Genomic DNA, 17,223 nt, shown 5'->3' with positions numbered 1-17,223 from the left:
AGTCAGTGCGGCAGATCCGCCGGTTCTTCGTCCGTCGCGGCCACCGCGACGACCACGGTGGCACCGACTGCCTTCGGAACCAGCAGCCGCCGCGACGAGCCGGCCAACAGAGCCGACGCTTCCGCGACGCTGGCAGTACCGACTGCGTCTCGCACCCGGTCCGACCCGGATTCGGTGACGACTGCGGACAGGTCCGACGCCGAGAACGTCGATCCTCGAACACCCATTCTGGACGCGATCGCTGCCACCAGTTCTGCTTTTCGGTCGATCGATGCGATGCTCACCACCGACCAGTTCTCCTCGATCACCTCGGTGATCGCCTGCAGTACCTCGTCGGGTCCGACCCCTGCTCTGGTGCCGATTCCGATGACGACGCCGCGCCTCACACGCACGCGTAATCGTGTGCGGCAGAGACGAATCGAGTGATCGACTCGGGGTTTCCCGCCGCGTGCGTGTGCAGATACGACGCGTGGACACCACCCTGCACGAAACCCTCGCGTGCGGCGGTTCTGCCGTCGACCCCGTGCTTGTGCCAACCCCACGCCGCCGGTGCGCTCTCTCGGACGTCCACCAGTTTCGTTCGGTGGAATTCGTGGCCGGTGACGCGACTACCCGCGTCGAACAGCGTCGACGATTCGAGGGCGACGGCATCGCGGTATCCGAGGGTGAGCGTGTTCCCGAATTCCGCGTCGACGTCGACTACCCCGGCCATGGCGTGGCCGTCCAATCTCCGTGCGAGATAGAGCAACCCGGCGCATTCGGCATGTATCGGCAATCCGCGGGCCGCCGCTGTCTTGATATCGGCGAGCAGCACTTCGTTCGCCGCGAGGGCGGCGGCATGTTCTTCCGGGAACCCGCCGGGAAGTACCACTCCTGCTGTGCCCGAGGGTAATCCGTCGCGCAGCGGATCGAAGACCGCAACATCTGCGCCGGCGGCCCGAAGCAGTTCGACGTGCTCGGTGTAGCCGAAGGTGAACGCCGGGCCGCCGGCGACAGCGATCACCGGTGCGCCGCCGGACGGTCTGACCTCGAGCGCAGGGTTCCAGGCCGGGACGGTCACCGACGAACGCGCCAGAGCCTCGACCGCCTCGATGTCCACGAACTGTGCGACCAATGCACTCATCGCGTCGACCGCATCGGTAGCGGCACCGCCGTGCTCCACCGCGGTGATCAGCCCCAGATGCCGTGACGGAACGACCAATTCACTCATCCTCGGCAGGGAGCCCAGAACCGGAACACCCACTCGTTCGCAGGCCTGACGGAGCACCTGTTCGTGCCGATCACTGCCGACGCGGTTGAGAATCACACCGCCGATCCGCACACTCGAGTCGTAGGTGGAGAATCCGTGCAGCACGGCGGCGAGGGATTGACTGTGCCCGCGTGCGTCGACCACGAGCACCACCGGCGCGCCGAGCATGGCCGCCACTCGCGCGGTCGAGCCCTCGGCGGACGCCTCCCCCGGACCGGTCATGTCGATCTTGCCGTCGAACAGGCCCATGACGCCTTCGACCACCGCGATGTCGCAGCCGCTGCTGCCGTGCAGAAACAGTGGGCCGATGCGGTCGGCACCGACCATGACCGCGTCGAGATTTCGACCGGGCAGGCCCGCGGCGAGCGAGTGGTAACCGGGATCGATGTAGTCCGGGCCGACCTTGAACGGAGCGACCCGACGGCCGGCACCGCGCAGGGCACCCATCAGTCCGGTGGCGACCGTCGTCTTTCCGCTGCCCGACGCGGGTGCCGCGATCACCACGGCCGGACACGACCGGTTCACCATTCGATGCCCCGCTGCCCTTTGCGACCCGCATCCATCGGGTGCTTGACCTTGGTCATCTCGGTGACGAGGTCGGCGGCCGCGATCAACTCCGGCGGAGCGTCGCGGCCGGTGATGACGACATGTTGGTTGCCCGGCCGATGTGTCAGCACCTCGACCACCTCCGCGACGTCGACCCAGCCCCACTTGAGTGGATAGGTGAATTCGTCCAACACGTAGAAGCGATGGGATTGCTGCTCGATGCGCCGTGCGATCTCACGCCAGCCTTCGGCCGCGGCGTCGGCGTGGTCGACCTCGCTGCCCTTCTTGCGAGTCCACGACCACCCCTCCCCCATCTTGTGCCATTCGACAGCGCCTCCGATTCCGGTGCTCTCGTGCGCGTCGCCCAGAGCACGAAACGCCGCTTCCTCGCCCACCTTCCACTTCGCACTCTTGACGAACTGGAACACGCCGACGTCGAAACCCTGGTTCCAGGCCCGCAACGCCATTCCGAACGCAGCGGTCGATTTCCCTTTACCGGGACCGGTGTGGACGGCGAGCACCGGCAGATTGCGGCGCTGACGAGTCGTGAGGCCGTCCTCCGGAACGGTTCCCGGAGCAGGTACTCCCTGTGGCATCGCGTGTCCCCCTACGCCGCTGCGCGAACGACGGCGGTGACCTGCTCGGCCGACAGGTCCGCGAGCGCCACGTATCCGCCTCCGAGACAGCCGGCGAAGTCCGCGGCCAATCCCAGGCGCACCATGCCCGACTCGCAGTCGACGACGACCGACGCGATCTTGTCCGCCGCGATGCGGCCGGCGGCGATTCGCGCCCGACCGACGGGATCGGTGCCGCCCGTGGCACGCCCATCCGTCAGAGCGACCACCAACGCGCGCCGCAGCGGGTCTCGAACCTTCTCGCGCAGCACCAACTCTCGCGCGGTCAGGAATCCCTGCGCCAACGGAGACTTGCCCCCGGTCTTCATCTTTCGCAGCCGCGTCACAGCGACATCGACCGAGGACGTCGGCGGCAGTACTGTCTCGGCCTCGGTGCCGCGCACGGTGATGACCGCGACCTTGTCGCGCCGTTGATAGGCGTCACGGAGCAGTGAGAGCACCGCACCCGTCACCGCCGACAGTCGGTCTCGCGCAGCCATGGATCCCGACGCGTCGACGACGAAGACGATGAGGTTGCCCTCGCGCCCCTCCTTGACGGCTCCGCGCAGGTCCTCGGGCGCCAGTCGCAGCCGCCCGGACGTGCGCCCACGCACCACCTGCTGCTCGGCTGCCGCGAACAACGTACCGATCAGATGCAGACCCCGGCCCGGTTCGACGGTGGGACGAACCGACCGTCCGTACGAGGACCTCGACCGCGAGCGCCTACCCGGAGCACCTTCACCGACCCCGGGAAGCTCGATGAGCCGCGCCTTGAACTGCGCGCCCGGTGTTCCCGCCTGCCGATCGCTGCCCGCACCGGTCGGGGCCTTTTCCTGGCTGTCGGCCGGTTCCTGCGGCGTGTCGGATTCCGTACTCGACGGCGCGTCGGGAGTTTCGGCCGCGTCGGGCTTCGGTGCTCCTCCATCACCGTCGGGATCCGGCTCCGGCTCGGGATCGGGTTGCTGCTCGGCCTGTTCGGCGGCGTCGCGCATGGCGTCGTCGAGCTGCTTGTCGTCTATACCCGGCTCGTCGAAGGGGTCGCGTCGACGCCTGTGCGGTAGCGCCAATTCGGCCGCGACGCGCACGTCCTCCTCGGTCACCTCGCTCGCGCCTCGCCACGCGGCGTGGGCCGAGGCCGTACGCGCGACCACCAGGTCTGCGCGCATACCGTCGACGTCGAACGATGCGCACAGCGCGGCGATGCGCCGAAGTTCCTTGTCGCTCAACACCACATCATCGAGGATCGTGCGTGCAGCCACGATCTGCGCTGCAACGGCGGCGTCCTCGTCGACGTACGCTGCCGCGAACGCGTGGGGATCACGCTCGTAGTTCATACGCCTGCGCACGACATTCATGCGCACGTCCACATCACGCGACGCGGTGACCTCGACCGCCAGACCGAATCGGTCGAGCAACTGTGGCCGGAGCTCACCCTCCTCGGGATTCATCGTGCCCACGAGGACGAATTGTGCTGGGTGAGAATGCGATACGCCGTCTCGTTCGACGTGTACGCGACCCATCGCCGCCGCGTCGAGCAGGACGTCCACGAGATGGTCGTGCAACAGGTTCACTTCGTCGACGTAGAGCACGCCGCGGTGTGCCGCTGCGAGCAGGCCGGGTTGGAATGCTCGTTCCCCGTCGCGCAGTACCTTCTCGAGGTCGATGGACCCCACCACGCGGTCCTCGGTCGCTCCCACCGGAAGCTCGACCAGCTTGGCCGGGCGGGCACCGTCCTCGTCCTCGACGGCAGGCAGCAGAGTTGCGAGCGCCCGAACCACCGTCGATTTCGCGGTCCCCTTCTCGCCGCGCACCAGCACACCGCCGATACCGGGGTGCACCGCGCACAGGATCAACGACAACCGCAGCTGATCCTGACCGACGATCGCACTGAACGGATACCCCGGTTCGGGGACACTGCTCTCTCGCTGCACAACCAATTCCCTTCGTGCTCGGAGTTCCGCGCCGAGCGTTCGGTGGACTACACGAAGCCGGGCGGCGATCTGGCTGACAGGAGAACACTCCTGATCACAGTGGCGGGACCGCGCCTGATTCTCACAGGACTTCTCCGCACTCGACTTCGAACGGAACACTACCGCCGAACGAACGAATGCCACACACGCCTGGACGTGTGTGGCATTCGTAGCTTCGGATCCGAACGGGCTGTTACGCCTCGCTCCAGGCGGTGCCGCCACCGCGACGCATCGGAGTGTGCGGAATACCGTCCTCGAGTACTTCCTCGCCGTCGGGCAGGAAGCCGTGCTTGGCGTACATGTCGACGAGGTAGCTCTGCGCGTTGATCCGGCACGGTGCCGAACCGACCTCGGCCAGGGCGGCCCGCAGAATTCGTGTGGTGTGTCCCTGTCCCCTGGCCGAACGCTGGGTGCACAGGCGGCCGATACGGAACGCCTTCTCGCCGTCGTCGTGCTCTTCGAGCAGACGCAGAGTGCACACCACTTCACCATCTCGTTCGAGCCAGAAGTGCCGCGTCTCGGTCAGCAGGTCGCGTCCGTCCAACTCCGGATAGGCGCATGCCTGCTCGACCACGAACACCTCGACACGCAGCTTCAACAGGTCGTACAACGTGCTGTTGGACAGGTCTAGTGCCCACGATCGTTTGAGAGCTGCTGCTTGCGTATTCATACCTTTTGCTATCACACACCCGTGTGCTGTGCGAGCTCACGCGAACTTTCCAGCTCCAGCGTCTTCGAGGTCCAGGCCCAGACCTCGTCGAACAGCGAGCTGTTCTGAGCCAGTTTGACCCCCAGGGACGGGACCATTTCCTTGAGCTTGGGCTGCCACGCGTCGTACTTGTCTCCGAAGCACCGCTGCAGCACGTCCAGCATGGCCGGTACGGCTGTCGATGCGCCGGGAGAGGCACCGAGCAGGCCCGCAATGCTGCCGTCGGCAGCGTTGACCACAGCGGTGCCGAACTCGAGAACGCCACCGCGTCCCTTCTTCCGGATCACCTGCACACGCTGACCGGCCGTGACCAGCTCCCAGTCCTTGGCGACGACGGTCGGCGCGAACTCCCGCAGAGTCTCGACCCGATCGGCCTGCGACTGAGCCAACTCGCTCACCAGGTACTTCACGAGCCCGAGCTCGGTGACGCCGACGCCGAGCATCGACATCAGGTTGCCCGGCTTGACCGAGCCGGGCAGATCGGTGATCTTGCCCTGCTTGAGGAACTTCGGTGACCATCCCGCGTACGGTCCGAACAACAATCCCTGCTGGCCGTTGATGACGCGCGTGTCGAGGTGCGGCACCGACATCGGCGGTGCTCCCACCGAGGCCTTTCCGTACACCTTGGCCGAGTGTTGCTCGATCAGCTCGGGGTTGGTGCACCGCAGCCATTCGCCGCTGACGGGGAACCCGCCGAAGCCCTTGATCTCGGCGATGCCCGACTTCTGCAGCAGGTGCAGCGCGCCGCCGCCCGCCCCGACGAACACAAACTTGGCGTTGACGGTCTTCTTGGCACCGGTGCGCTGGTTCGCCACCTTGACGTCCCACGTGCCGTCGGACTGCTTGGTGATGTTGCGCACATCGTGCCCGAAGTGCACGGTGCCACCCGCCGCGGACAGGTAGTTAAGCAGCTGCTTGGTGAGTGCACCGAAGTCGACGTCGGTGCCTTCCTGACTCCAGTTGAGCGCAACCGGATCGGAGAAGTCACGGCCACGAGCCATCAGCGGCAGTCGCGCGGTGAACTCGTCCTTGGAATCGATGTACTCCATGCCGGCGAACAGGGGGTTGCCGACGAGCGCCTCGTAGCGCGCCCGCAGGTACTTCACGTTGTCCTCGCCGTGCACGAAGCTCACGTGCGGGATCGGGTTGATGAAGTTCTTGGCGTCGGAGAGGACGCCGGTTTCGATGCCGTGGGCCCAGAACTGCCGCGAGACCTGGAACTGCTCGTTGACGTTGAGCGCCTTGGCGATATCGACGCTGCCGTCCTTGTTCTGCGGCGTGTAATTGAGCTCGCAGAGCGCCGAATGCCCGGTGCCCGCGTTGTTCCACGCGTCGCTGCTCTCGGCCGCTGCGGCGTCGAGACGTTCGTAGACGTCGATCGACCAGTTCGGCTCGAGCTGACGGAGCAGCGCACCGAGGGTGGCGCTCATGATTCCGGCACCGACCAGAACGACGTCGGTCTTGATCCGCTTACCCTGCTCATCTGTGGACACTGGAGAATCGACTTCCTTGTCTGTAAAGGTCTCGGCCGGTGGCGGTATCGGTCCGAGAACTCTTCTGTAGAGGGTTACTCACCCGATGCGGTCAGGTTACTAGCTGGGCCTACCCCATCGGACACCACGTCAACCTGCTCTCGATTGTGCTCCTCGGACGCTGTCGGCGGCGCCCACTACAGTTGTGATCTGTGACTACCTGGGTTCCCGATGTCCTCGGCGACGGCTACGAACAGACGACCATCCCACTCGGAGACGATCCGGACGGCGAGGGCCAGGTCGAGGCCACTCTGGTGCGGTATCAACCGCCGGGTGTCGCCAACTTCGACCGCGCGGTGATCTATGTCCACGGATTCACCGACTACTTCTTCCAGCGACACATCGCCGAGCATTTCGCCGAGAAGGGATACGCGTTCTACGCGCTCGACCTGCGCAAGTGCGGACGATCGCGCCGTGAGGGCCAGACCGCACACTTTGTGACCGATCTGGCGATGTACGACGCCGAGCTGAACGAGGCGCTGAGCCTGGTCCGCGCCGAGCGCGCGGACGCGCCGGTGCTGCTGATGGCGCACTCCACCGGTGGCCTCGTGTTGCCGCTGTGGCTCAACCGTCTCAACCGTCAGGAGGGCGGCTCGTCCGGGTTGGGCCTGGCAGGCGTCGTCCTCAACAGCCCCTGGTTCGACCTGCAGGGCCCGCCGGCGATACGTAGCGTCGGTACCGCGGCGATCGACGTGATCGGCAGATTTCGGGCAAAGACGCCGGTCCCCGGGGGCGGCTTGGATACCTACGGCCTTTCCCTCGCGGCATCGGAGCAGGGCGAGTGGGATTACGACCTGGACTGGAAACCCCTCGCCGGCTTCCCCATCACCTTCGGCTGGATCCGTGCGGTCCGGCACGGGCATGCCGAGCTGCACCGCGGCCTCGATATCGGAATTCCGTCGTTGATCCTTCGCTCGAAGGTGACGCATTTCTCCCGCCGCTACAGCTCGGCCGTCGACGCGGCCGATGCCGTTCTCGATGTCCGGCAAATCGCCCGTTGGGCCGGCTGCCTGGGTGATCGAACCTCGATCGTCCCCATCGAGGGCGCACGCCACGACGTCTTCCTGTCCACCGAGGGCCCTCGCTCACGGGCCTTCGAGGAAATGGACGAATGGCTCGAGTGGTTGCACCGGGGAGAGAAGACCGACCACGCGTCGGGCAAGGACCACACCGAGATCGGACACATTTCATGACAGAACATTTCGACGTCGTCATCATCGGCTCGGGCTCGGGAAACTCGATCGTCGATCAGAGGTTCGACGACAAGAAGGTCGCCCTGATCGAGGAGAATGCGACGTTCGGCGGTACGTGCCTCAACGTCGGCTGCATCCCCACCAAGATGTACGTGTACGCGGCCGAGGTGGCTCGTACGGTGCGAGATTCCTCCAAGTACGGCATCGATGCGCACGTCGACACGGTCCGCTGGCCGGACATCGTCGAGCGGGTCTTCGGACGTATCGACCCCATCTCCGAGGGCGGCAAGCGATACCGCGCCGAGGGCAGCCCCAACGTCACGCTGTTCGAGGGTCACGCACGCTTCGTCGCCCCGCGCACCATCGACACCGGAACCGGTACGACCATCACGGCGGACCAGATCGTCATCGCGGCCGGCTCACGTCCCACCGTGCCGCAATCGATCGAAGATTCCGGTGTCACCTACCACACCAACAACGACGTCATGCGCCTACCGGCACTGCCCGAACACCTCGTGATCCTCGGATCCGGTTACATCGCAGCCGAATTCGCGCACGTGTTCTCCGCACTCGGATCGAGGGTATCGATCGTCGCCCGTAAGGATTCACTGCTGCGCGCGTTGGATGCCGATATCGCGAAACGATTCACCGAGCTCGCCCGGGCCAAGTGGGACGTTCACCTCGATTCCGGTGACACGCGCGGGATTTCCGAGGGCGGACTGCACGGCGTCGAACTTGCGGACGGCACCAAGGTCCTCGGAGACGCGTTCCTCGTGGCCGTCGGCCGGCAGCCCAACGGCGACCGACTGAATCTCGGTGCTGCTGGGATCGAGCTGGACGACGAGGGCCGCATCACGGTCGACGAGTTCGGCCGCACCACCGCCGAGGGCGTGTTCGCACTGGGCGACGTCTCCTCGCCGTATCAGCTCAAGCATGTGGCGAATCAGGAAGCGCGCGTGGTCCAGTACAACCTGTTGCAGGACGCCTGGCACGGCGACACGTCGGCGTTGCGTACCTACGATCACCGATTCGTTCCCGCTGCCGTGTTCACCGACCCGCAGATCGCGGAGGTGGGGATGACCGAGGAACAGGCCCGAGACGCAGGGCTCGACATCACGGTGAAGGTCCAGAACTACGGCGACGTCGCCTTCGGCTGGGCGATGGAGGACAGCGAGGGGCTGTGCAAGATCATCGCCGAGAAGGGCACCGGCAAGATACTCGGGGCCCACATCATCGGAGCTCAGGCCCCCACGCTTATCCAGCCGCTCATCCAGGCGATGAGCTTCGGGTTATCCGCCCAGGACATGGCCCGCGGTCAGTACTGGATTCATCCGGGACTGCCCGAGGTGGTCGAGAACGCGCTCCTGGGCCTCGAACTGTAGTTTTCGGTCACCAGGGGCTGGTGCGGAGCACTATCTCCGTGGCCAGCGCAGCCGGGGCGTCGGCCGCGACATGTTCGACACCGTCGAGCGCTACGACCCGGAAGTCCGAGTAGACGAAGCGGCCGCTGTTGTCGGCGGCCGGACGCATCGCGGAGTTGCCGATGACAAGCGTCGTCGGCAACTCGACTGCCGGGCATTCGGCGTCGCGCACGACTCCCCGATCGTCGGCGATTGCCGGATGGCAACGATCCACGGCGATGAGGCTGGCAAACCTCCCGAAGGTCTTGGCCGCGAGCCTCCAGGCCGTTTCTGCACCGGCCCCGCTCCCGACGAGGTGGACCCACGACAGCTTCAGCTCGTCCAGTAGGGCGAGAACAGCGTCGTCCCCCACTCCATCGATGTCTTCCACCGCAACGGTTTTGAGATCCGAGTTGTGCAACCGCTCGCTGACCGAGTCGTAGACATCGACCGAATCGCCGATCCCGGGCAACAGGAGCACGGCGTGCCGACTGTCCGGTCCTGCTACTCGTATCGAAACAGACCCGCCCGCAGCACTCACATGCGTGAACTCCATGGGGACGACGGTACTGCCTGTTGCCAGAACCACGCATCGGTTCTATGGTTAGTTACATGAGTAATGAACCAGTGAGGCATCGGACCTCACCGCAACGGTGGTGGCTCTGATGGACGAGGGCAGGCCGATCTTCCTGCAGATCGCCGAGCTCGTCGAGAACTCGATCATCGACGGCTCGCTCGCCGAGGAGGAACAGGTTCCCTCCACCAACGAGCTCGCCGCGTTCCACCGCATCAATCCGGCCACAGCGGGCAAAGGCCTGGCCAAGCTCGTCGCCGACGGCGTCGTCTACAAGAAACGAGGAATCGGGATGTTCGTCACCACAGGCGCACGGGACGCACTTCGGTTCCGTCGACGCGATCTGTTCGCCCGTCAGTACATCGACCCGCTCGTCACCGAGGCACGCAAGCTCGGAATGACCGTCGACGAACTCAAGACCATGCTCGACAACTGGGAGGCAGCGCGATGAGCATTCACGATGTCCGTACGACCGACGAACCCCGTCGCATCGTTGCGTCGGCCACACACCTGACCAAGAAGTTCGGCTCGTTCACTGCAGTCGACGACGTGAGTTTCGAGATCGAACGCAACAAGATCTACGGCTTCCTCGGCCGCAACGGAGCAGGCAAGACCACCGTCATGCAGATGATGACCGCCCAGATGCGCGAAAGTGATGGTGAGATCTCGGTGTTCGGCGAGCGCCCGTGGGAAAACCCACGCGCTCTGAGTCACGTGTGCTTCGTCAAGGAAAGCCAGAAGTATCCCGACGATCTGAAAGTCAAGAACGCCATCGCGCAGGCGTCCCACATTCTTCCGCACTGGGACAACGACTTCGCCGCCGAATTGCTGCGCGATTTCGACCTCCCGTTGGGTCGCAAGATCAAGAAGCTCTCTCGCGGAATGACGTCGGCACTCGGAATCGTCATCGGTCTCGCGTCCCGAGCGCCACTGACGTTCTTCGACGAGCCCTATCTGGGGCTGGACGCAGTATCACGACACATGTTCTACGACCGACTGCTGGCCGACTACGCGGAGAGCCCCCGAACGGTCGTTCTGTCGACGCACCTCATCGACGAGGTCAGCAATCTGATCGAGCACGTGATTCTCATCGACAAGGGAAGAATTCTGCTCGACGCCGAGTCGGACGATCTGCGGGAGAGAGCATTCGAGATCACCGGCCCGACCGAGGCTGTCGACCGGTTCGCTGCAGAGCATCGAGTTCTGCACAGAACTGCTCTCGGCTCGACAGTCCGAGCGACGATCGACGGACGACTGAACGATCACCAGCAATCCCTCGGCGTGGCGTCCGGTCTCAGTATCGAACCGATTCCGTTGCAGCAGTTGATCATCGATCGAACCACTGCCCACTCCGGCTCTACCCACGAGTCGACCACCGCCGAGGAGGCCTTGTCATGAAGCGCATATTGAACGTAGCTCGGGTCCACAACACCTCTTGGGCAACCACATTCGCGTGGCCCCTGGGAATCCTCGTCGCAGTCTTCGTGATCACCTACGGCATCTTCTCGGTCGTTCCGGATAGCGATTCGGATTTCAGCTTCAGCGGCGGAGTGTTCTCGGTCTATGGCTTCGCTATTGCCTTCTACGTCACGGCTATCACCCAGTGCTTCCCGTACGCGCTGAGCCTGAGCATCACACGTCGCGAATTTCTCACTGCGACAGCATTGGTGGGGGTAGCACAATCGGTCGCCCTCGGCACGATCGTCTACCTGTTGTCGGTCGTCGAAGCCGCGACCGGCGGCTTCGGCCTGAAGATCCGCATGTTCGGTCTGGCCCGCTACGCCACCGACAATCCGCTCCTGCAGTGGCTGACTCTGGTGATCGGACTACTACTGATCGGATCCGTCGGGGCGTTCGTCGGAGTCGTCTATCGACGCTTCCGCACGAACGGTCTGTTCACGCTCGGACTCGCCGGCCTCGTCGTCTTCGGAGGCGGCGCGATCGTGATCACGTGGCAGAATTGGTGGCCCGACGTCGGGACGTTCTTTACCGACACGCCACGCGTGCTTCTGCTGGTGGTCGTTCCGCTCGTGATCACCGGGATCTTCTCGACCGTGAGTTGGATGGGCTTGCTCAAAGCATCTGCGTGACGATCTTCTTGGTCGAGACGTCGACGCCGTTCTCCATCAGATCGAGAACGGCGTCGACGTCGATGTTGCTTTCCACCAGATCGGCCAGCAGATCCAACTGCTGTTCTCGTAGGGCCGCGACCGACGTGTCGGACGCAACTTCGAATCCTGCGCGCCCCGCCTTCTCCGCCACCCAGGCGAGAAAGGATCGACGAAAATCATCGGACTCGAGCAGTCCATGCCAATGGGTACCCAGAACGCTGCCGCGTAGGCTGCCTTCGGAACTACCCGACGCGGAGGCCAACAAGGCGTCGTCGCCGTTCCGTGCGACCCGGCCGTGGTGAATCTCGTAGCCCGACACGGAATTCGGGCCGAACTGCAGCGACAGCCCCGCCACCTGCGCAAGCACTTTGTCGGCCGCGAACTCGACCGACAGATCGAGCAGACCGAGACCACTGACTGCGCCGGCTCCGGATTCGACGGTGTCGTGGATCGTTCGGCCCAACATCTGATAGCCACCGCAGATCCCCAGAACCGGAAGTCCCGCAGCCCCGCGTGCCGCGATCGCATCGGCAAGTCCGGTGCGCCGCAACCACTCCAGATCCGACACGGTGGACTTACTGCCCGGAACGACCACCAGATCCACATCCTCGAGCCGGGACGGCTCGGTGACCCAGTGAACCGACACCCCGGGCTCGCAAGCCAACGCCTCGACGTCGGTGGTGTTGGAGATTCTCGGCAAACGCACGGCCGCGACGCGCAACCACTGCGAGCCGTGCGGTGCACGCGGCCTCCCCACCGGAGCATCGGGAACGGTTCCGAGTGAATCCTCGGCGTCCATCCACAATCCGTCGGCGAACGGAACGACACCGTACGTCGGGCGTCCCGTCAACGCGCGCAACTGATCGAGACCGGGTGCCAGCAGAGCAGGATCACCGCGGAACTTGTTGATCACGAACCCGGCGACGAGCGCCTGATCCTCCGGAGACAGCACCGCCACGGTGCCGAACAAGTGAGCCAGCACTCCCCCTCGATCGATATCCCCCACCACGATCACCGGAAGAGACGCCGCCGTCGCCAACCCCATGTTGGCCAAGTCCGTGGCGCGCAAATTGATCTCGGCGGGCGAGCCCGCCCCCTCGCAGATCACCACATCGAATTCCTCACGCAGAGAGGCCAATTCGTCTGCCACCACGGCGCGCAACGACTGCCGATGCTCGATGTAGTTGCTCGCACTCACCTGCGCTACCGCCCGCCCGCGCACCACCAACTGCGAGGTCCGGTCGCTTCCAGGTTTGAGCAATACCGGATTGAAGCGGACACTCGGCTCGAGACCGCAGGCCGATGCCTGCATCGCCTGCGCTCGGCCGATCTCACCGCCGTCGAGCGTGACCACCGAATTGTTGGACATGTTCTGCGCCTTGAACGGAGCCACCCGCACGCCCCGTCTTGCCAACATCCGGCACAGGCCGGCGACCAACACACTCTTGCCTGCATCCGACGTCGTCCCGGCAACCAGCAGAGCGCCTTTCACGGCAGTATCGGATTCTTGTTCACTCCGCAGGCTCCGCTCACGGCAGTGTCAAGATCTCGCTGCCCGTCTCGGTCACCACGAGCGTGTGCTCGAACTGCGCGGTCCACTTCTTGTCGTGCGTGACCACCGTCCAGCCGTCGTCCCACATCTCGGCGTTGATCGTGCCCAGGTTGATCATCGGTTCGATGGTGAACGTCATGCCCGGCTCGATGATGGTCTCCACCGACGGCTGGTCGTAATGCAGCACGACGAGGCCGTTGTGGAACGTCGTGCCGATGCCGTGGCCGGTGAAGTCCTCCACCACGCCGTAGCCGAACCGGTGCGCATAGGACTCGATCACTCGCCCGATCACGTTCAGGGCGCGCCCCGGCTTGACCGCTTTGATGGCACGCATCGTCGCTTCGTGTGTCCGCTCGACGAGCAGGCGCGCCTCCTCGGACACGTCACCCGCCAGGAACGTCGCGTTGGTGTCGCCGTGCACACCGTCGATGTATGCGGTGACGTCGATGTTGACGATGTCACCGTCCTCGATCACCGTCGAATCGGGGATGCCGTGGCAGATGACCTCGTTCAGCGAGGTGCAGCACGATTTCGGAAAACCCTTGTAGCCCAACGTGGACGGGTACGCGCCGTGGTCGACCATGTACTCGTGTGCAATACGGTCGAGCTCATCGGTGGTCACTCCCGGTGCCACGGCCCGGCCCGCTTCCTGCAGAGCGCGAGCCGCGATCTTCGACGCCACGCGCATCTTCTCGATGACCTCGGGGGTCTGCACCCACGGCTCGCTGCCTTCGTTCACGGTCGACTTCCACGCGTATTCGGGTCGCTCGATCGACTTCGGCACGGAGAGGACGGGCGAGACGACGCCTGGCACGAGTGGCTGACGGGGCTTGCTCTCGGCGGTGACAGACATGCCGTCCAGACTAGTCGCCGCAATCTTGTCCAGAAGAACCAGCGCTGCTGGTCGAGGCCACCGAATCTGCGCCCGCGCGACCGGATATGATCTGGGTCACGATTGCCGTCGACGTACCCGAACCGAGGAAGGAAGCGTCGTGGTCCATTCCAGCCTGTTGCGCCCCCGGGACGGCGACGCCCTTCGCGCCGAACTACGCCAGGTCGTCGCGATGTCCGCCGTGCCCGTCGTGTTCGGCGGGGAAGTGTCCTCGGAGACGCTGCACCTTAGCGAATTTCACGGCACCCGCACGCGTGGTCTGGACGGGCTCGCCATCCCGCCCCGGTCCGGTCTCGGTGGCCGGGTCATGGAGCAACGTCGGCCCGCGGCCGTCAGTGATTACGGCGCGTCGATGTCGATCACCCATCACTTCGACCGGCCGGTCCTCGGCGAGGGCCTCAAGTCGATCCTGGCGGTGCCGGTTGTCGTCGCCGGAGCAGCGCGCATGGTGATGTACGCGGCGGTGCGAGAACGCGGTCCCCTCGGCGATCGAGTCGGCGACATCATGACCGCCGCAGCCCGGCGCCTCGGTCAAGAGATCGCCATCCGCGACGAGGTCGATCGCCGAGTGCGCCTCATGGACAGTGCGCGGGCGAATTCGGACGGGCACCTCTCGCGCACGGCAGAGTTGCGCAGTGTGCACGAGGAGCTGGCCGAGCTCGCTCGGTCGATCGGAGACGCGGCGGTCAAGCACAGACTGGACGCGGTGACCTCCCGACTGGCAGCAACGCTCGGTCGGACGGCGCACCAGGACAGCGACACAGGCAACTCGCAGGCACTGACGCCACGCGAGATCGACGTCATCTCGCAGGTCGCGCTCGGTTGCACCAACGTCGAAGTCGCAGCACGGCTGTCGATCGGCGCCGAGACGGTCAAGTCCTATCTCCGCAGCGTCATGCGGAAGACCGACTCGCATACTCGATACGAAGCGGTACTCGCGTGTCGTCGACTCGGGCTGCTGCCGGGCTGAACCCGTCCCTTCGGCGTAGCGCTCAGTACCCCGGCGGAAGCTGCTCGAACATCTCCCGGGTGACGGCGACTGCATTGTCCGAGCTGCCGCCGCGTACCACCAGGGTCGCGAAGGCGATGTCGCCTCGGTACCCGACGAACCACGAGTGAGATCCGCCCTCGACCTCGGCTTCCCCGGTCTTGCCGTACACCTCGCCCTGGTCGGCGATCCGTTCTGCAGTTCCGCTGGTGACCACCGAGCGCATCATGCCGCGTAACCCGTCGACCATGGCAGGTTCTATCGGTGGATGATCGCCGGTGATGGCGGTTTCCCGTCCGACCAGAAGATTGGGAACCGGTGTGGAGCCGTGGGCAACCGTGGCGGCGGCCAGTGCCATCCCGAAGGTCGAGACGACCACCTTGCCCTGGCCGAATCCGTCCTCGGTGCGCTGGACGAGTTCGTCGGCGGGTGGGACCGAACCCGAGTCCGTCGGCAATCCCACGACGTCGTAGTCCGGACCGACGCCGAACTGGGACGCGGCCACGGTCAACGCGTCGGGCGACATCTCGCTCGCCAGCTTCGCGAAGGAGGTGTTGCACGATCGGGTGAACGCGGTGCTCATGGTCACGTCACCGAGGGCGAACTCGTTGTAGTTGGGGACGCTTCGTTCGCCGATCTCGATACGACCGGGGCACGGAACGGTGCTCCCCGGGGTCGCGAGTCCGCTGGAGATCGCCGCCCCGGCGGTGATGATCTTGAACGTCGAACCCGGTGGGTAGAGGCCAGCCGACGCGACCGGTCCGTCCCGATCGGCGGCCGGATTCTGCGCCACAGCGAGGATGGCCCCGGTGGACGGCTGAATGACCACCGTCATGGCCTGCTCGGCCCTGGCGTTCACTGCTCGTTGGGCCGCGACCTGAATATTTCGATCGAGGCTGATCGAGAAGGACGGTGCAGGCTCGGGCGGGGTGTCGGTGAGGACGTCGATGTCGACGCCGTTGCGGTTGCTGGTCACCACGCTCCAGCCGGCCTTACCGTCGACGTCGTCGATGACGGCCTTCTTGACCTGGCCCACCAGGTCCGGCGCGAAGGTGGGGTCGGTGGATACGAGATCCGATTCGTCGGACGCCGTGACTCCTGGGATCTCGGTGAGCGCCGCCGAGATGGGTTCGAAGTCGCTGTCCCTCAGCAGCGCCACCGGGTAGTCGCCGTCGATCGAAGTCGCCGACTCGACGATCGATTGGGCCGTGATCGACGCGTCGAACGGTGTCAGCAGTGTCGACAACGCCGTCGCCGAGGCCACGACGTTGTTCGCGGCCGAGGCGTCGAACTTGATTCGATGTACGACCCCGGGCACCAGGACGTCGGTGCCGGAGCGCTCGTTGACGCGAGCGCGTGGTGCAGCCGTCGAGCGCAAGGCCATGGTCTGCGTGTCGCCGAGCTTCGGGTGGATGTCCGAGGCGGTCCACCGCACCACCCACTCTCCCGCACTCCGACCCATGTTCAGTTGGCCGTCGTACGTCCACACCCGATCCTTGGGCAGCTGCCAACGGTAGGTGTAGCCGACCGTGGCGGTGTCGCCGTCGACTCGAACCGACGTCGTCTCGGCGTCGAGGGCCTCCGCTTGCAGATTGGTCCACGCCTCGCTCAGCCCAGTGGCCGCGGCGTCCGGCTTGTCGGTGTCGGCGGCGGCCGCGGGGATGTCGTTGGCCTCGAAGGCCGCGAGGAATGCCTGAGCTGCGGGCTCCGGACCGTCGGGCTTGGGTGTACACCCGGTGAGGCAGGCACCGACGACGGCACCGATCACGGTCACCACGCCCAGCCGTCCGCGCATCCAGGTCGCGTCACGTGATCTCATTGCGCCCCATCGTAATACGGCCGGTGCGTCGACCACGGCAACGAATCGCGTTTCGGGACAAGCTGATCGAGCGA

At 65.2% G+C, this 17,223-nt stretch carries 16 protein-coding genes and 1 riboswitch; of the genes, 6 read left to right on the top strand and 10 right to left on the bottom strand.

Translation table 11 applies throughout. The annotated features are described in order from the left end of the window. Nucleotides 1-2: 2 nt before the first annotated feature. The 6 genes from CH278_RS17295 to mqo form a co-directional block, all read right to left on the bottom strand. Entirely contained in the window at nucleotides 3-392 is a 390-nt protein-coding gene (locus tag CH278_RS17295) for a cobalamin biosynthesis protein (RefSeq protein WP_052073793.1), read from the bottom strand. Continuing rightward, nucleotides 383-1,777 carry a cobyrinate a,c-diamide synthase gene (locus tag CH278_RS17290; RefSeq protein WP_179274444.1) on the bottom strand — a complete coding sequence of 465 codons (1,395 nt, stop codon included), beginning with the start codon at nucleotides 1,775-1,777 and terminating at the stop codon, nucleotides 383-385. The genes CH278_RS17295 and CH278_RS17290 overlap by 10 nt, the downstream gene beginning before the upstream one ends. After that, nucleotides 1,771-2,391, bottom strand: a complete 621-nt coding sequence (gene cobO, locus CH278_RS17285) for a cob(I)yrinic acid a,c-diamide adenosyltransferase (RefSeq protein WP_027496729.1) — start codon at nucleotides 2,389-2,391, stop codon at nucleotides 1,771-1,773. Before cobO ends, CH278_RS17290 begins: the two co-directional genes overlap by 7 nt. 11 nt (nucleotides 2,392-2,402) lie before the next feature. Further along, on the bottom strand, nucleotides 2,403-4,340 hold the full coding sequence (locus CH278_RS17280) for a magnesium chelatase subunit D family protein (protein WP_027496728.1): 1,938 nt from the start codon (nucleotides 4,338-4,340) through the stop codon (nucleotides 2,403-2,405). Between the two features lie 54 nt (nucleotides 4,341-4,394). Continuing rightward, nucleotides 4,395-4,487: riboswitch (adenosylcobalamin-variant (AdoCbl-variant) riboswitch) on the bottom strand. A gap of 85 nt (nucleotides 4,488-4,572) precedes the next feature. Continuing rightward, the gene (locus CH278_RS17275) at nucleotides 4,573-5,049 is read right to left on the bottom strand and encodes a GNAT family N-acetyltransferase (protein ID WP_027496727.1); all 477 of its coding nucleotides are present in this window, start codon (nucleotides 5,047-5,049) and stop codon (nucleotides 4,573-4,575) included. A gap of 11 nt (nucleotides 5,050-5,060) precedes the next feature. Then, nucleotides 5,061-6,581, bottom strand: a complete 1,521-nt coding sequence (gene mqo, locus CH278_RS17270) for a malate dehydrogenase (quinone) (protein WP_027496726.1) — start codon at nucleotides 6,579-6,581, stop codon at nucleotides 5,061-5,063. A 191-nt stretch (nucleotides 6,582-6,772) separates the two neighbouring features. Here mqo and CH278_RS17265 point away from each other — a divergent pair, with 191 nt between their 5' ends. Next, nucleotides 6,773-7,813, top strand: coding sequence for an alpha/beta hydrolase (locus CH278_RS17265; RefSeq protein ID WP_027496725.1), 1,041 nt, complete (start codon nucleotides 6,773-6,775; stop codon nucleotides 7,811-7,813). Then, nucleotides 7,810-9,195 carry a mycothione reductase gene (mtr, locus tag CH278_RS17260; RefSeq protein ID WP_094622434.1) on the top strand — a complete coding sequence of 462 codons (1,386 nt, stop codon included), beginning with the start codon at nucleotides 7,810-7,812 and terminating at the stop codon, nucleotides 9,193-9,195. Before CH278_RS17265 ends, mtr begins: the two co-directional genes overlap by 4 nt. Before the next feature lie 7 nt (nucleotides 9,196-9,202). On the opposite strand, the gene CH278_RS17255 is transcribed toward mtr, so the two are convergent. Then, nucleotides 9,203-9,769 (bottom strand): alpha/beta fold hydrolase, encoded by a 567-nt coding sequence (locus tag CH278_RS17255; RefSeq protein WP_094622518.1) that lies wholly within the window; start codon nucleotides 9,767-9,769, stop codon nucleotides 9,203-9,205. 106 nt (nucleotides 9,770-9,875) lie between these two features. Here CH278_RS17255 and CH278_RS17250 point away from each other — a divergent pair, with 106 nt between their 5' ends. Genes CH278_RS17250 through CH278_RS17240 form a run of 3 tightly spaced genes read left to right on the top strand, consistent with a single transcriptional unit; the run spans nucleotide 9,876 to nucleotide 11,877 of the window. Continuing rightward, nucleotides 9,876-10,238, top strand: coding sequence for a GntR family transcriptional regulator (locus CH278_RS17250; protein ID WP_027496722.1), 363 nt, complete (start codon nucleotides 9,876-9,878; stop codon nucleotides 10,236-10,238). Beyond that, the gene (locus tag CH278_RS17245) at nucleotides 10,235-11,185 is read left to right on the top strand and encodes an ABC transporter ATP-binding protein (RefSeq protein ID WP_094622432.1); all 951 of its coding nucleotides are present in this window, start codon (nucleotides 10,235-10,237) and stop codon (nucleotides 11,183-11,185) included. The genes CH278_RS17250 and CH278_RS17245 overlap by 4 nt, the downstream gene beginning before the upstream one ends. Then, nucleotides 11,182-11,877, top strand: a complete 696-nt coding sequence (locus CH278_RS17240; RefSeq protein ID WP_094622431.1) for an ABC transporter permease — start codon at nucleotides 11,182-11,184, stop codon at nucleotides 11,875-11,877. The genes CH278_RS17245 and CH278_RS17240 overlap by 4 nt, the downstream gene beginning before the upstream one ends. Here the strand turns inward: CH278_RS17240 and CH278_RS17235 are convergent. Next, nucleotides 11,861-13,390, bottom strand: coding sequence for a cobyric acid synthase (locus CH278_RS17235; RefSeq protein WP_094622430.1), 1,530 nt, complete (start codon nucleotides 13,388-13,390; stop codon nucleotides 11,861-11,863). The genes CH278_RS17240 and CH278_RS17235 overlap by 17 nt on opposite strands. A 37-nt stretch (nucleotides 13,391-13,427) precedes the next feature. Next, on the bottom strand, nucleotides 13,428-14,303 hold the full coding sequence (map, locus tag CH278_RS17230) for a type I methionyl aminopeptidase (protein ID WP_094622429.1): 876 nt from the start codon (nucleotides 14,301-14,303) through the stop codon (nucleotides 13,428-13,430). Between the two features lie 139 nt (nucleotides 14,304-14,442). Here map and CH278_RS17225 point away from each other — a divergent pair, with 139 nt between their 5' ends. After that, nucleotides 14,443-15,312, top strand: coding sequence for a helix-turn-helix transcriptional regulator (locus tag CH278_RS17225; RefSeq protein WP_256991865.1), 870 nt, complete (start codon nucleotides 14,443-14,445; stop codon nucleotides 15,310-15,312). A 22-nt stretch (nucleotides 15,313-15,334) separates the two neighbouring features. Here CH278_RS17225 and CH278_RS17220 read toward each other — a convergent pair whose 3' ends face one another. Beyond that, nucleotides 15,335-17,125 (bottom strand): penicillin-binding transpeptidase domain-containing protein, encoded by a 1,791-nt coding sequence (locus CH278_RS17220; protein WP_094622427.1) that lies wholly within the window; start codon nucleotides 17,123-17,125, stop codon nucleotides 15,335-15,337. Between the last annotated feature and the right edge of the window lie 98 nt (nucleotides 17,126-17,223).

The sequence above is a fragment of the Rhodococcus sp. 05-2254-5 genome, assembly GCF_002258575.1.
Lineage (GTDB): Bacteria > Actinomycetota > Actinomycetes > Mycobacteriales > Mycobacteriaceae > Rhodococcoides > Rhodococcoides fascians.
This window is presented reverse-complemented; position numbering and strand designations above follow the sequence as displayed.

Excerpts from the sequence above, each read along its gene's own strand:
- CH278_RS17290 (WP_179274444.1), bottom strand. The coding sequence starts at position 1,777 with ATGGTGAACCGGTCGTGTCCGGCCGTGGTGATCGCGGCACCCGCGTCG.
- cobO (WP_027496729.1), bottom strand. The coding sequence starts at position 2,391 with ATGCCACAGGGAGTACCTGCTCCGGGAACCGTTCCGGAGGACGGCCTC.
- CH278_RS17275 (WP_027496727.1), bottom strand. The coding sequence starts at position 5,049 with ATGAATACGCAAGCAGCAGCTCTCAAACGATCGTGGGCACTAGACCTG.
- mtr (WP_094622434.1), top strand. The coding sequence starts at position 7,810 with ATGACAGAACATTTCGACGTCGTCATCATCGGCTCGGGCTCGGGAAAC.
- CH278_RS17255 (WP_094622518.1), bottom strand. The coding sequence starts at position 9,769 with ATGGAGTTCACGCATGTGAGTGCTGCGGGCGGGTCTGTTTCGATACGA.
- CH278_RS17245 (WP_094622432.1), top strand. The coding sequence starts at position 10,235 with ATGAGCATTCACGATGTCCGTACGACCGACGAACCCCGTCGCATCGTT.
- CH278_RS17240 (WP_094622431.1), top strand. The coding sequence starts at position 11,182 with ATGAAGCGCATATTGAACGTAGCTCGGGTCCACAACACCTCTTGGGCA.
- map (WP_094622429.1), bottom strand. The coding sequence starts at position 14,303 with ATGTCTGTCACCGCCGAGAGCAAGCCCCGTCAGCCACTCGTGCCAGGC.
- CH278_RS17220 (WP_094622427.1), bottom strand. The coding sequence starts at position 17,125 with ATGCGCGGACGGCTGGGCGTGGTGACCGTGATCGGTGCCGTCGTCGGT.